This window comes from Blautia difficilis (assembly GCF_014297245.1).
GTDB lineage: Bacteria > Bacillota > Clostridia > Lachnospirales > Lachnospiraceae > Blautia_A > Blautia_A difficilis.
The window spans coordinates 1-14919 of the sequence record NZ_JACOQG010000031.1 but is presented as its reverse complement, the minus strand read 5'-3'; the positions used below and the strand labels follow the sequence as shown (position 1 = coordinate 14919).

15 protein-coding genes are annotated in these 14919 nt (G+C 42.4%); 4 read left to right on the top strand and 11 right to left on the bottom strand.

Annotation, left to right across the window (positions count from 1 at the left end):
• Positions 1-15: 15 nt before the first annotated feature.
• From H8Z82_RS14455 to H8Z82_RS14440, 4 genes are all read right to left on the bottom strand, one after another.
• Entirely contained in the window at positions 16-966 is a 951-nt protein-coding gene (locus H8Z82_RS14455; protein WP_186995495.1) for a nucleoside hydrolase, read from the bottom strand.
• Between the two features lie 42 nt (positions 967-1008).
• A complete protein-coding gene (locus tag H8Z82_RS14450; RefSeq protein ID WP_186995494.1) occupies positions 1009-2133 on the bottom strand; it encodes a DUF362 domain-containing protein in 1125 nt (374 codons plus the stop codon).
• 168 nt (positions 2134-2301) lie between these two features.
• A complete protein-coding gene (locus tag H8Z82_RS14445; protein WP_019160385.1) occupies positions 2302-2598 on the bottom strand; it encodes a DUF1292 domain-containing protein in 297 nt (98 codons plus the stop codon).
• Positions 2599-2811: 213 nt separating this feature from the next.
• Positions 2812-4494, bottom strand: a complete 1683-nt coding sequence (locus H8Z82_RS14440) for a phospho-sugar mutase (RefSeq protein ID WP_186995493.1) — start codon at positions 4492-4494, stop codon at positions 2812-2814.
• A 329-nt stretch (positions 4495-4823) separates the two neighbouring features.
• On the opposite strand from H8Z82_RS14440, the gene H8Z82_RS14435 reads away from it, so the two are divergent.
• A complete protein-coding gene (locus H8Z82_RS14435) occupies positions 4824-5708 on the top strand; it encodes a serine hydrolase (RefSeq protein ID WP_186995492.1) in 885 nt (294 codons plus the stop codon).
• Between the two features lie 66 nt (positions 5709-5774).
• Positions 5775-6746: an SH3 domain-containing protein gene (locus H8Z82_RS14430; protein WP_186995491.1), complete on the top strand. Its 972-nt coding sequence runs from the start codon at positions 5775-5777 to the stop codon at positions 6744-6746.
• 203 nt (positions 6747-6949) lie between these two features.
• Here the strand turns inward: H8Z82_RS14430 and H8Z82_RS14425 are convergent, their stop codons facing one another.
• Positions 6950-8080 carry an Ldh family oxidoreductase gene (locus H8Z82_RS14425; RefSeq protein WP_019160374.1) on the bottom strand — a complete coding sequence of 377 codons (1131 nt, stop codon included), beginning with the start codon at positions 8078-8080 and terminating at the stop codon, positions 6950-6952.
• Positions 8081-8404: 324 nt separating this feature from the next.
• Here H8Z82_RS14425 and nudC point away from each other — a divergent pair, with 324 nt between their 5' ends.
• Complete coding sequence (nudC, locus tag H8Z82_RS14420; RefSeq protein ID WP_186995490.1) at positions 8405-9253, top strand: NAD(+) diphosphatase; 849 nt, start codon at positions 8405-8407, stop codon at positions 9251-9253.
• A 149-nt stretch (positions 9254-9402) separates the two neighbouring features.
• On the opposite strand, the gene H8Z82_RS14415 is transcribed toward nudC, so the two are convergent.
• From H8Z82_RS14415 to H8Z82_RS14390, 6 genes are all read right to left on the bottom strand, one after another.
• Entirely contained in the window at positions 9403-10554 is a 1152-nt protein-coding gene (locus H8Z82_RS14415; RefSeq protein WP_330607990.1) for a J domain-containing protein, read from the bottom strand.
• Between the two features lie 125 nt (positions 10555-10679).
• Entirely contained in the window at positions 10680-11147 is a 468-nt protein-coding gene (locus H8Z82_RS14410; protein ID WP_019160363.1) for an Hsp20/alpha crystallin family protein, read from the bottom strand.
• An 86-nt stretch (positions 11148-11233) separates the two neighbouring features.
• Positions 11234-11701, bottom strand: a complete 468-nt coding sequence (locus H8Z82_RS14405) for an Hsp20/alpha crystallin family protein (protein WP_008705428.1) — start codon at positions 11699-11701, stop codon at positions 11234-11236.
• Between the two features lie 362 nt (positions 11702-12063).
• Positions 12064-13287 carry a site-specific integrase gene (locus H8Z82_RS14400; RefSeq protein WP_118670305.1) on the bottom strand — a complete coding sequence of 408 codons (1224 nt, stop codon included), beginning with the start codon at positions 13285-13287 and terminating at the stop codon, positions 12064-12066.
• A 230-nt stretch (positions 13288-13517) separates the two neighbouring features.
• Positions 13518-13712: a hypothetical protein gene (locus H8Z82_RS14395; protein ID WP_002578394.1), complete on the bottom strand. Its 195-nt coding sequence runs from the start codon at positions 13710-13712 to the stop codon at positions 13518-13520.
• Between the two features lie 76 nt (positions 13713-13788).
• Positions 13789-13956 (bottom strand): hypothetical protein, encoded by a 168-nt coding sequence (locus tag H8Z82_RS14390; protein ID WP_162149255.1) that lies wholly within the window; start codon positions 13954-13956, stop codon positions 13789-13791.
• Positions 13957-14312: 356 nt separating this feature from the next.
• Here H8Z82_RS14390 and H8Z82_RS14385 point away from each other — a divergent pair, with 356 nt between their 5' ends.
• Positions 14313-14873 (top strand): helix-turn-helix domain-containing protein, encoded by a 561-nt coding sequence (locus H8Z82_RS14385; protein WP_025655075.1) that lies wholly within the window; start codon positions 14313-14315, stop codon positions 14871-14873.
• Positions 14874-14919: the final 46 nt, after the last annotated feature.

Genomic DNA, 14919 nt, shown 5'->3' with positions numbered 1-14919 from the left:
TTCCCTGCAGTTTTTTCACTGCAGCTTCTCTCCTAACTCATAAATAGCCTCTATCAGATATTCCTGGAATCTGGCTCCGTCTGCATCCATGAGTACCACATTCTCTTCACTTTCCTCATGCTGCCACCAGCGGAAATCACAGATAGTTCTGCCTCTGGATGCACAGTCAGAGCATTCCACATCCAGCACTGCCTTCTTTGCCACAAAAAGCTCCGGATGGGTCAGATACATAAAAGGAACAGCATCATGAATACTTACATTTCCTCTGTATTTGTTGCCATTTGCCAGACTATAGCCTGCCATATCCCCGCAGAATCTGGCGATCCGGTTATTGGACTGGCACATTTTCTCTATCTGGGAAGCTGTCAGTGCACATTTCTCAGTAGCATCCAGACCGCACATTACCACAGGGATTCCTGAACGGAATACGATTCTGGCAGATTCCGGATCTTCATAAATATTGAACTCTGCAGAAGCAGTTACATTTCCTCCTGCTACAGCTCCACCCATAAGTAGAATCTCCTGGATTTTCTCCTTTACCTCAGGGAATACCTTGAGAAGCAATGCTACATTGGTGAGAGGTGCTGTACAGATCAGTGTAATCTTTTCACCTTCAGGAAGCTCTGAAATAAGCTTTTTCATAAAAAAGGCTGCACTTTCCTCTACTACATCCTCCTGAGATCTGGGGATTTCCACGTTTCCCAGACCATTGGCACCGTGATAGTCAGATGCCGGCTGCGGATCTCTCAGCAGGGGAGTTTCTGCTCCTCTTGCCACAGGAATAGAAAGCCTGTAAAGGGATACCAGATCCAGTGCATTCCTTGTCACCTTGTCTATTGTCTGATTTCCTGTTACAGAGGTTACTGCCAGAAGCTCAAAGGCTTCCGGATGGGCAGCTGCATAGGCCAACGCTATAGCATCATCTACACCGGGATCGCAATCCATAATGATTTTTCTTTTTTCCATAATCACTCTCTTTCCGGATCATCTGTTGTTAATCCTGGCTTTTTATTTTAAAATCTTTAATTCATATTCACGGCTTCCAAGGCCAATTTTTTCTCCCTGATCCAGGGTTGCTTTCCACTCAATATTAGGATTGGAGTCTTTGAAGTGGTCGTGGTGACAGTGCCATCCCGGCTCTGCCAGATGATCTCCAAGCTGACTGTTATCCAGTGGTTTTGCCTTCAGGCAGGCATCTGCACAGGCCTGATCCAATGCAATAGGGTCAAAGCTTGCAAACATTCCGATATTAGGAAGGATTGGTGCATCATTTTCTCCATGGCAGTCACAGTTGGGGCTCACATCCTGTACCAGTGAAATATGGAAGCAGGGACGGTCATGACAGACTGCCTGTGCATATTCTGCCATTTTTCTGTCCAGAAGCTCATTGGCATCACTGTTAGGATTATAAACTGCATCATAATTACATGCACCGATACAGCGTCCGCAGCCTTTGCACTTATCGTAATTGATCACTGCCTTCTTATCCTGATATGTAATGGCATCACTTCCGCATTCCTTTGCGCAACGGCGGCATCCTCGGCAAAGGTCTTCATGGATAGCCGGTTTACCGCTGGCATGCTGTTTCATTTTGCCTGCACGGCTTCCGCAGCCCATTCCGATATTCTTGATGGTTCCGCCAAATCCGGTAGCCTCATGTCCCTTGAAGTGTGTAAGGCTGATAAAAATATCCGCATCCATAATGGCACGTCCGATCAGGGCTGTCTCACAGTATTCTCCGTTTGCCACCGGCACCTCTACCTCGTCTGTTCCGCGAAGTCCATCACCGATAATGATCTGACAGCCTGTTGTAATTGTATTAAAGCCATTCAGATTTGCACAGTCCAGATGCTCCAGTGCATTTTTTCTGCTGCCCGGATATAGAGTATTGCAGTCTGTCAGAAAGGGCAGTCCGCCCTGCTCTTTGCACAGATCTGCCACTGCCTTTGCATAGTTCGGACGAAGGAAAGCCAGATTTCCCAGCTCACCAAAATGCATCTTGATCGCTACAAACTTGCCTTCCATATCAATATTCCTGATTCCGGCCGCAATACAAAGCTTTTTCAGCTTGTCAATCTGACTGGTACCAACCGGGCATCTAAAATCAGTAAAATAAACTGTTGATTTTTCCATCTGTCGTTCCCTCCTGCTAATTATGATATCAGAGTCAAAAGGTATCTTCCCCTGATGCCTTATTATTTATTTATCATATCACATGTCTGCCAATTATGAAATTCATACCATCACATTTTTTCAGAAATCTCTTTCATCCGGTGTTACTGTTCCCTTGGTTCTCAGTAACTACATCTGTTCATATGCTTTGGAAACTTTCTTATACTCTGCAGGTGCAGTGATCTTCTCCACAATCACATCTCCGTCTTCTGCATTCTGATAACGGTAAATGTAAACACCCTCCTGGATCTCATCTCCTTCGATCAGAGATACTGCCATATAGTTCTGGCCTTCCACTTCAAAGGTATCCATAATGGCAAATTCCCGTTCTGTTCCATCAGAGATGGGGATATTGATCACTTCGTATTCTGATGCTGTATTGTCTGCAGAAATTTCTGTTTTTATTTCTTCCTTATTCTCGCTCATTTTTTCCTCTTTTCCTTTATAAAAATTAATAATAATTGCGCCGCCCCGAAGCAGCTCCTAACGCTCCTGTCATTTCCGGTGTTGCTATCCCACATTTTAGCAAAACCTGTTGGTGAAGTCAAAAACAATCTGCGGGATCCGCTCTCCCTGAGACAAAAAAGAAAGCCATGCCCATATGAGCACAGCCTTCTCGTTTTCTTTATTTTTATTCACTTATGCCATGATCGGTTTTAATGCTTCTGCAAGCTTCTCTTTCTCAGCTTCTGCCTCTTCCAGGTTCTTGCCGAGAGTTGTGTAATAGATCTTGATCTTTGGCTCTGTTCCGGATGGACGTACAACTACTGTCTCGCCGTTATCCAGCTTGTAGATCAGTACGTTTGCTGCAGGAAGTCCTGTTTCTTCCGGTTTCTGGTAATCTGTTACTTTTACGATAGTATGACCTGCGATCTCTGTGAGAGGTTTGTCACGAAGTCCCTGCATCAGAGCTGACATCTTATCCATTCCGCTTAATCCCGGGAATTCGAAGCTGTCTACTTTGTTCAGGTAACGTCCATACTGTGCATAGATCTCTTCCATTCTCTGTTTCAGAGAACTTCCGATGCTTCTGTAATATGCAGCCATTTCACAGATCAGCATAGATCCGATAACAGCATCCTTGTCACGTACATATGGTCCTGCAAGGTATCCGTAGCTCTCTTCAAATCCGAAGATAAATCTGTCTACTTCATCTGCTGCTTCAAGCTGTGCGATCTGATCGCCGATCCACTTGAATCCTGTAAGTACGCTTCTGAGTTCTACTCCATAGTGCTCTGCCACTGCATCTGCAAGTGGTGTGGAAACAATGGATTTCACTGCTACCGGATTCTTTGGCATTGTGCCTTTTTCAATGCGGCCTGCACAGATATAATCAAGAAGGAGTACACCTACCTCATTACCTGTTACCAGCTCATAGGAACCATCCGGGCATTTCATTGCGATACCAACACGGTCTGCATCCGGGTCAGTTGCAAGCATTAAGTCTGCACCTGTTTCTTTTGCGAGGTTTAATCCAAGCTCCAGAGCTGCAAAGATTTCCGGGTTCGGATAGCTGCAGGTTGTGAAGTATCCGTTAGGATATTCCTGTTCCGGAACAATGGTAATATCTGTAATTCCGATGTCCTTTAATACCTGAGTTACAGGTACAAGTCCTGATCCGTTTAATGGGCTATAAACCAGTTTCAGTCCTGCTGTCTTGCAGAGACCCGGACGAACCTGGCGGGATTCGATAGCTTCATAGAGAGCCTGCTTGCAGTCATCTCCTACGAAACGGATTTTTCCTTCTTCTACACCTTCTGCGAAGGACATATATTTGGCACCTGTAAGTACGTCTGTTTTCTGGATTTCTTCATATACGATAGCAGCTGCATCGTCTGTCATCTGGCATCCGTCAGGACCGTATGCTTTGTATCCGTTGTACTTAGCCGGGTTGTGGGATGCTGTTACCATAATACCTGCATTACATTCATAGTAACGTGTTGCAAAGGAAAGTGCAGGTACAGGCATCAGTGCGTCATAAATTCTGACATTGATATCATTTGCCGCCAGTACGCCTGCTGCTGTTTTTGCAAATACATCACTTTTGAGACGGCTGTCATAGCTGATGGCTACTGTCTGATTGCCGCCCTGTGTTTTTACCCAGTTTGCAAGTCCCTGTGTTGCCTGGCGGACTACATAAATATTCATACGGTTAGTGCCTGCTCCAAGAACTCCGCGAAGTCCGGCTGTTCCGAATTTCAGTGCTACTGCGAAACGATCCTTGATCTCTTCGTCATTTCCTTCGATTTTGGATAATTCCGGATTAAGATCCGCATCCTGCAGATCTGCTGCCAACCAGCGTTTGTATTCTTCCTGATACATTTTGACCACTCCTGCCCTTATTTTTTTATTATTTTTTGTGTATATTACATAAGATATCTTCACTATACCATAATTTGTTCAAATCGGCAATAAAAATCACCAGAACCCATGTAAGACAATCTTTTTACAATGAAAAATATAGCCGTTCCTTTATTCCAGAAGATAGCAGCTGGTGTAGGAAATAGTACAATCTCCGTAGTAATATTTCAGCCCATTTGCCTGGCATACCTGGGTCACTAGCATTCACTTCTATCTCAATCCCTTCTATTGCGGTTTTTCTGTAAACTCGTTATAATTTACATATAAATATAACGTAGGCGGTGATTTAAATGTACAAAAAACTCTTGCTCCCTTTTCTGATTTCTGTCAGTCTGATGAGTGCTTCTCTATGTTATGCCTCAGAGGGCCAGGGAATGCTTTCTCCCTCTACAGGCTCCTCTGGCAGTGTATTTGGCGGCTCTTCCTCCGATGAGTCCGAACCGGTGACAGATACCAGGCTTCAAGCCCTTTTAAACAAGCTTCAGGGACAGCTTCCCACAGACAACGGAAGCTGGTCTGTCTATATATGTGACCTTCCGGGAGAATCCGAGGGCGGCCTAAATGCAGGTTCTATGCAGGCAGCCAGCCTGATCAAGCTCTATATTATGGGAGCTGTTTACGAACAGTATGACAGCATTATCGGCCAATATGGCAAAGAGGCTGTAGACTCTGCTCTGTATTCTATGATCACTGTCAGTGACAATGACTGCGCTAATACACTGGTAAATTATCTGGGCAGCGGCAATTCCTCTGCAGGCATGCAGGCTGTCAACAGCTTTTGCCAGACTCACGGGTATACAGACACAAGCATGGGACGCCTTCTCCTTGCAGATACCTCCACAGGTGATAACTATACCTCTGCAAAGGATTGTGCTGATTTTCTGAAGGAAGTTTATGACGAAGAGGATTCCGATTTCTCCCATGCATCAGATATGTATGCTCTTCTGAAGGCTCAGACAAGGCGCAACAAAATCCCCGCACAGCTGCCCCAGGGAGTAAAGGTAGCCAACAAGACAGGAGAACTCTCTGATGTGGAAAATGACGCTGGAATTCTCTATGATTCTGCAAATGACCTGGTGATCGTGTTCCTGTCCCAGGGACTGGTCAATGCCTCTGCAGCCCAGAGTACCATTGCTTCTCTCAGCAAGGAAATCTATACTTATTACAACCAATAAAATATCAGGTCAAAAACTCAATGCTTTCGACCTGACATCAGAAAAATTTGAAAAGGAGGTTTTTACATGAAGAAGAAAAAATTTTACTTACCGGTTATTGCCGCAGCAGCACTTGCACTGTCTTTTTCCACCACTGCACATGATGCCCAGGCATCTGTCAATACTTATCAGGTAAATGTGCCAACCGGATACCTTGCTCTGCGAAACGCAGCCAACGCAGATGACAGTAACATTTTCGGTCAACTTTACACCGGAGATCTGGTAGAAGTTTCCGACTACGCAATCGCTACCGGATACTGGTATGTTTATTCTCCCAAATATGATGCTTTCGGTTATGTAAACAATGACTATCTGAATGCTATCAATTCCTCCTCAGGGTATTACTATGATTCCCAGTGGACTGTCAGCGTAAACACTGGTTATCTGGCCCTCCGCACTGACAAGGCTTATAATTCCTCCAATGAAATCGGGCAGCTTTATACCGGGGATACCGTAAGCGTCTTCAATAGCAGCGATCCCGCTTACTGGTATGTATATTCACCCAGACTTAACCAATATGGTTATGTAAACAAAGATTATCTGACCGGCGGAGTTGTTGGAGCCGTAGGTACTGTCTCTCTTTACGCAGGGGAAACAAGGGTTGTCAATGTTGCTACAGGATATCTGGCTCTCCGCAATATGAAGGCTTATGATTCCTCCAATGAAATCGGGCAGCTTTATACCGAGGATACTGTTCAGATTCTGGATACCAGCGATGCACAATACTGGTATGTATATTCGCCCAAATATGATCTCAACGGATTCGTAAACAAAGACTATCTCAGCGGCACGGCTTCCTATTCATCCAGAACTGTACGCGTTTCCAAAGGATATCTGGCTCTCCGTTCCTCCAAGGCTTATACCACAGCCAACGAAACCGGGGAACTTTATACCGGAGATACTGTAGAAATTATAGATACCAGCGATCCAACCTATTGGTATGTATATGCCCCCAAATTGAATAATTACGGTTATGTAAACAAGAATTATTTGTATTGATCTGACAGCTTGATACAGTTTGATTCGACCAAAAAAGAAACTGCATATTCTGTGATGTCTGCCAATTTCGCAAACATCATCTGAACATGCAGTTTCTTTTATTTCCACACACTGATAAGCGGGCGTCTCAAAAAAAGTTATTTTATAAATTTTATATTCTATAATTAATGGTTATCAGCATGATGGTTTCTATTTCATTTTCATCAGTAATTTCCGCTGAAAAACTTACTGTCTTTTGGCAACTCATAATCTTTAAAATAAGCTCCAAAATCTATCTTCAGATAATTGCAGAGATTGGCAAGCTCTACCATAGTATTGTCATTTACAGGAATACCATTCTCTCTGCGCTCTTTCTCTGCCAGCACTTCTTTCTCACCGTGAGTATAAATCTGCTCTGCGCCCTCAGCCTTGGGACTCTGGCGAAGAGTTTCCAGATATTCTGAGAAATGCGCCTTGATATCATCTGCATTGCCAAAGATTGCAGGATCGATTGCTGCAAATCCATGGCAGATACCTGTCTTGTCTTTAAATGTACAGCATTTATCAGAAGTAACACCCATAGAAAGAATAGAACTGAAAATCTCACAGAGCATTCCATATCCATAACCTTTATGGCTTCCGTTTACCTCTTTATTTCCTCCAAGAGGCATAATTCCGCCGCCTTTTTTTGCAACAATATTGGCAAGTACATCCGGTGCATCTGTGCTTTCATGTCCGTCTGCTCCCAGAGCCCAGCCCTCAGGAAGCTGTTTACCTGATTTATTATACATTTCCAGTTTTCCTCTGGTTACAACTGTTGTAGAGCAATCAAAGAGAAACGGATACGGCTCTGCAGGCATCGCTACCGCGATCGGGTTGGAACCCAGCATAGCCTTACGTCCAAAAGTAGGTACCATGATTGCTTCTGAGTTAGTACATGCCATACCAAGCAGTCCCTGTTTAGAAGCCATTTCCGCATAATATCCTGCAATACCAAAATGATTGGAATTTCTTACTGAAACAAAACCAACACCTGTTTTTTTCGCTTTCTCAATTGCTTTCTCCATTGCAAAATGACTGATCAGCTGTCCCATTCCATCATGTCCGTCAATCACTGCAGATACAGGTGTCTCAAATACAACCTCCGGTTCCGCATCCGGATGAATCGTACCTTTCTCAATTCCTTTATCATATCTTACCATTCTCTGCATTCCGTGACTCTCAATCCCGTACAAGTCTGCGGTAAGCAAAACATCTTTAATAATATTGGTCTGTTCCTCATTGAAGCCAAACTTCCGAAATACATCGTGGCAAAAAGTATTTAATGTGTCATAACTCCATTTTACATATCCCATAACTGCAAAGCCCCTCCTTGTAGTATTACCTCTTCTTGCATTGGTTATACCAATTAATTTATTAAAATGATTATATTACCATTGCTTTTAAAAATCAACTGTTTTTTCTGATTTTTTTTACAGATTTCATTATAAATATTGCTTGATTTTTACCAGATCAATCGCCACTTGATTTGGGTCCGGCGGATATTCGCAATCCGCTTCGCTACTTAATTTAGTTAAATTGTATTCTCTTGTTTTTACAAAGTTCTCGTAATATACTGTAAACAGGCATTGACTTTTTATTGCCTGCACAATTTTATTAAAAGAAAAGGAACGATTGCTATGATTCAGGACATCGCACCACATACTTATCACAACGAATACAAACCTTCTGCCCCGGATAAAGACAGCTTTATCCTTGCATACGAAAAAGGCAGTATACTTCTTCCCCGCCAGGAACGGGATGCAGATATTACTTTCCCACGTTTCCGGGAGTTGGAGGAAAAGATCGCTGATCTTTACAGCAATTATATTTATCTGTTTTCCATAGATGATCAGCGTTTCTACCTGATCCCGGAGCTGGATACCTCTCTGCTTCCGAACTATGAATTTCAGGATGTACGGATTCTTCGAACCGCTCAGCCGCAGCATCTTGCATTTGCAGGAATTACAGGACATCAGCTCTTCCAGTGGTACAGCAAGCGCAGATACTGTGGCTGCTGTGGAAAACCAATGGTTCACAGCCAGAAAGAACGTATGATGGAATGCCCCTCCTGCGGCAATCAGGAATATCCTGTTCTGTGTCCTGCAGTTATTGTAGGGATCACAAACGGAAATAAAATCATCCTGTCCAAATATGAAGGACGTCGATTCAAACGCTACGCTCTCATTGCAGGCTTCGCAGAAATCGGAGAAACAATTGAGGAGACTGTTCACAGAGAAGTGATGGAAGAAGTAGGACTGAAGGTCAAAAATCTCCGCTACTACAAGAGTCAGCCCTGGTCTTTCAGCAGTACCTTACTTTTTGGATTTTTCTGTGATGTAGATGGCGATGATACCCTGACCATAGACCATGAAGAACTCTCCATGGCACAGTGGGTAGAACGAGACAAAATCCCGGATCAGGGCAATAATATCAGCCTGACCAAGGAAATGATGATGCTCTTCCGTGATGGGAAAGAACCCAGATAAACAATATTCTATATCAGAAAAAGCTCATAGAATATTTTTCCCTATTATGCCAAAAGGATACATGCACTGTGATTTTATTGTGCATGTATCCTTTTCGTTTCTCTGTAAAATTGCTTCACTATATTCTCAAAAATATTTCTGATTACTCTTCACGCCGCACTCCCGCTGCCAAATCCACGGCTTCTGCGGCTTCCATTACATTCCTGTTCGAATTCTTTCAGTTTCCGTCTTGCATCCGGTGTCAGGTTTGTCGGAACTTCAATCTGTACAGTTGCATATTCATCGCCATGTACAGACGGATTGTTCATGGCAACAATACCTTTACCTCTCAGACGTATCTTCGTTCCGGACTGAGTACCCGGTTTAATGTTACAGAGAACATCACCGTAAATAGTGTGAACCTTCGCCTCACCGCCAAATACTGCTGTTGTAAATGGGATATTTACAGTTGTGTAGACATCTCTGCCTTCTCGTTTATATCCGGGCTTATCCTGAACATTTACTTTCAGAAGCAGGTCACCGGCTTCACCTCCGCCGACTCCCGGATAGCCTTTTCCCTTAAGTCTGATAGATTTACCGGATTCAATACCCGCCGGAATATTGACTTCATAGTTCTGGATACCGCCGTTGCTGCTCTGCAGGCGGATAACCTTCTTGCCACCAAAAGCAGCTTCATCAAAGCTGACAGTAACCTCTGCATGAAGATCCTCACCTTTGCTGCTGTAAGAACCGCTAAAGCCCTGACTGCGGAAATCACTTCCACCTGTACCAAAGCCACTGCCGAAGCCGCCAGTTCCGTTACTTCCGAAACCGCCAAAGCCACTTCCGTGAAATCCACTGCCTCCAAATCCGCCCCTTCCAAAACCACCTGATGATTTACTCTTCTTAAATCCACCACCAAAGAGGTTCTTCAGGATATCATCCATATCTTCGCCATTTTCAAAATGATATTCATGATAACCATTGCCATCACTGTACGAACCATGGAAACCACCGCCAAAAGGATTGCCCTGTGCTCCGCCAAAACCGCTTCCGAACGGGCTGCCCTGTTCGTTTCCATAATTACCGGCACCTTCTTCAAAAGCAGCGTGGCCAAACTGATCATACAGTTTACGCTTCTTCTCATCACTCAGAACATCATAGGCTTCATTTACTTCCTTAAAATGCTCTGCTGCCGAAGCATTTCCCTCATTACTGTCCGGATGATATTTCTTTGCCAGTTTTCTGTATGCTTTCTTAATCGTTGCTGCATCCGCGTTTTTGTTCACGCCCAGAACTTCATAGTAGTCTCTTTTCAATATCATCACCTTCCCTCATAAACACATTCTAACGCAATCATTCCTGACTTCATATTTCTGCAATCCTCATTATGCAAACAACGGGAAGCCAAAAGATTTGACCTCCCGTTGCTGTAACTTAATATCTATTATCCTTCAATGGAGATGCTGTGCTTCTGTTCCACTGCTGGCTTTGCTTCTTTCTTCGGAACGAATAATGTCAGGATACCATGTTTGAATTCTGCTTTGATGTCATCCTGATGTACTTCTTTACCTACATAAAAGCTACGACTGCAGGCACCTGCATAACGTTCTCTGCGGATATAACGTCCTGTCTCTTTTTCCTTCTCGTCTTTATCCAGGCCTTTCTCTGCACTGATAGTCAGATAACCATTTTCAAGTGCTGCATGAACTTCATCTTTCTTAAATCCCGGAAGATCTACAACCAGTTCGTATCCATTATTCATTTCCTTGATATCAGTTTTCATTACATGATTTGCTTTATGTCCATAAAGTTTCTTCTCTGCATCTTTCATTGCTCTGTCATCATAATAGAATGGGAAATCTCCAAAAAAGTCATCAAATAAATTTTCTCCAAAAATACTAGGCATTAACATAAGTCATATCTCCTTTTCTAATATATTTTATATATGTCAAATCTGTTCACCAGATTTACTTTCCAAATCTATCGCTACAGGTTTTTTCAACCTTCAATGGCAATTGTTTTCTTCTGTTCTACTGCTGGTTTTGCTTCTTTCTTTGGTACAAATAATGTGAGGATACCATGTTTGAATTCTGCTTTAATGTCTTCTTTCTCAACTTCTTTACCTACATAGAAGCTACGGCTGCAGGCACCTGCGTAACGTTCCTTACGGATATAACGTCCTGTCTCTTTCTCCTGCTCATCTTTGTCCAGGCCTTTCTCTGCACTGATAGTCAGATAACCATTCTCCAGATCAGCCTTTACTTCATCTTTAGTAAATCCCGGAAGATCTACGACCAGTTCATAGCCTTTATCAGTTTCCTTGATATCTGTTTTCATTATATGGCTGGCTCTGCGTCCGTAAAGTTTCTTCTCTGTATCTTTCATTGCTCTGTCATCATAATAAAATGGAAAATCTCCAAAAAAGTCATCAAATAAATTTTCTCCAAAAATACTAGGCATCAACATAAGTCATCTCTCCTTTTCTATACCGTCCATCTGTATATGATGGACTCTCAGTTATGCATCTTTACCTTGTTTCTTTGGAACTTAGGTTATCAGGAATCTCATAGAACTTATTTCTTTGTTCTCTTTTTGTTCCCTTTCCTTTGTTCTAGCTGTAATATAACACTTATTATTAGCACTGTCAAGAGGTGAGTGCTAATTATTTTGTGAAGATTTTGTGAAGCCTTGATTTTACGGGCTTCACAGGGATTTTTCACTTACTTTCGCACTCGATTTTCTTGATTTGACCACATTTTTACCACAAATTCTTGGAAAAATATATTCGTCTGATTTTCTTACCACATTTTACGACAACGACTTCTGGTTTATACCACAGCAGGTACGGTTTCTGGCAGATTCATTTTAGACATCTCGTTCTCCACATGAGACTTCTCTGCAATATGATTGTAGACATTCATTGTGATCTGTGCATCCGAATGGCCCATGACATACTGCATAACTTTAGGATTGACATTGTTCTCACCCAATCTGGTACATCCCGTATGACGAAGGGTATGCGATGAAATGGGAGGCATCAGCTCCGGCTCTCGTTTCTCTTCTTCTGCCAGTTTGGTTTCTTTCTTATTATAGGCATTGACAATATTTTTCAGAAAGCTGTTCACTCCCGCCGGCATGATCGGACGTCCATGCTTTGTATTGAAGATGAATCCACTACGTCCACCGATCTCCACATTACTCTGTAAACCAAGCATCAGGTTCAGCTCTCTCTGTTTACGGAACGCGTCATATACCATCTGTGTCATAGGAATATCTCTGATTCCTGCATCCGTTTTGGTTTCTGAATCATGGAAACAATATCCTTCATCACCTTCATAATACACAAGCTGTCCACCTACATGGATCTCCCGGTTCTTCATATCCACATCTGACCAGGTTAAGCCGATGGTTTCACTCACTCTCAGGCAAGCCCCAAACATAACCTGCATCATTGGAAGATGAGGCTTATACACATTACTCTGTTCAACAAACTTCAGAAGTTTTTCCTGCTGTTCCAGTGTCAGTGCTTCTTTCTCCTTTGCCGGAGCCCCATAATCTCCAAGTGTTCCAGTTACCGGATTCTTACGGATAATCCCGTCTTCCACTGCCAGTTCAAAACTGGGATTCAATAAACCATAAAGACCTTTGATCGTACTGTGTGCCAGTCCTTCATCTGACAATGCGGAAAAGAATGTCCTTACGTGAGATGTCTTAAAATCCACAACACGAATGTTTCCCAAAGTATTTCGTATCCGGTAATCCCACATACGGATATAATTCTTTTTCGTTCTTTCCTTGATATTCTTTGTTGCCATGTATCGCTCAAACAACGTATTTACGGTCAGCTTCTTGACTGATGCATCTGTAATAAGCAGATCATCCATATCCTTATTAATCCTCTTTTCCATTTCTCGCAGACTCGCCAGATCAGCTGCATAAACCGAATTACGTTTTCCGGTAATTTCATCCTTGTAGCGATACTCATAACGTCCATCCGGGCGCTGGTATTCACCTATTTTTAAATTTCTGCCTTTATTATCTTTTCTTGCCATATCAATCATTCCTTTCACTTCATTTTTCGTTATTCGGAATGATTTTTGTCCTGTCGGTATCAGTCATATACTGTCTGATATCTGCTCACAGATTAACATAATATTTTATGATTTCCAAGGGTAAATTCCTGCAAAATGCTAATTTTTATTTGCCTATTTTACAGTAATTTTTCCCTTTTTTACTTTTCATTCCGAAGGAAAGCTGTTGTATTTTATCTTCTCATCTTTCATTACACTGCCATTGCATCAAGATATTTTTTTATCTTATCCACGTTATAAAGAACTCGTCTTCCAACAATCACTCTTGCTTCTGCATAATCTGCAATTTTCTTTGCAGTTACTTCTCCGCAGGATAACATTGCCATTAATCCTTCAATATCTACCGTCAGACGGTTCTCAGCCTTATACTCTGTTGTTTTTCTCATGATGCACATACCTCCTTTCCTCCGTATTCTTCTGCATCACCTCCCAGACAGCGGTTATGCCCGTTGTCAGTACATTCTACTTTTTGATTGCATTTTTCGATGATTTTCCATTCTGTTCGGCGTGTTGGCTTCCGTTCGTATAGGCGGCGTCAACGTTACAGTTGACCTCTATCAGAATTTTTCTGAATGCTGGCAGCTCCTTCTCGAGCATACCAGCCGTTGCCGGAGTATCTTCGATTTCCACATACTACTCTCTGGTACAGCGGTGGAACTCTGTGTTGTCCTTTCATCCCCTAAGGGTACCTATACAGCTCATTTAATTTTCAATGTGCGTAAAAGATCTTGACTTCCTATTCAAAACCTTCTTCTACTAATCACACGTGGCAGAGGCGATAAGGTCATATTTTTCATAAAAAAATTTGATTTTTTTATCTCCACCTTGTTTATTCGCTTTTATGCGAATATTGATTATGCTGTCATTATATTTCGCTTCAATGTTAATGTCAAGTATTTTATTCGCTTATTTGCGAATCTTTCTGTTTACATTCTGAGATTTTGATAGTAAAATGGAATTATCAAATAGAAAGCAGGAAATCTGATATGACGATTGGTGATAAAATAAAAAAAATCCGGACATTCCGGAATATGACACAGGCTGAACTCGGTGCTGCTCTTGGCTGGGGCGATAAAGGGGCAAACCGCCTTGCCCAATACGAAACCAACTACCGGGTTCCCCGTAAAGATCTGGTTACTGAAATGGCTAAGATTTTGGATGTGAATCCACTGACACTGCATGAACCAACTACGATGAATGCTTCTGAACTGATGGAAATCCTGTTCTGGATTGACGAATTTAATCCGGGCATGATCAATCTTTTTCAACTAGAAACTTATCCAGGCGAAAAATCAAATTCCAGTGACGATACAGCTATCCGCTATCATAATTCCGACAGCTGGCCTGCTCATCCACCTGTTGGCATGTGGTTTAATTATGGGATTCTTAATGATTTTTTGAAAGAATGGACAATTAGAAAAGAAGAACTGAAATCCGGCGAGATTACCCAAGATGAATATTTTGAATGGAAAATTAACTGGCCTCAGACATGTGATGACTGCGGTAAACGGGAACCGTCAAAGCAGTGGAGAAATTTATATAAATAATTCAAAGACCGAAACTCTCCATCTTGCTTTGAATTTCGGTCTTCTT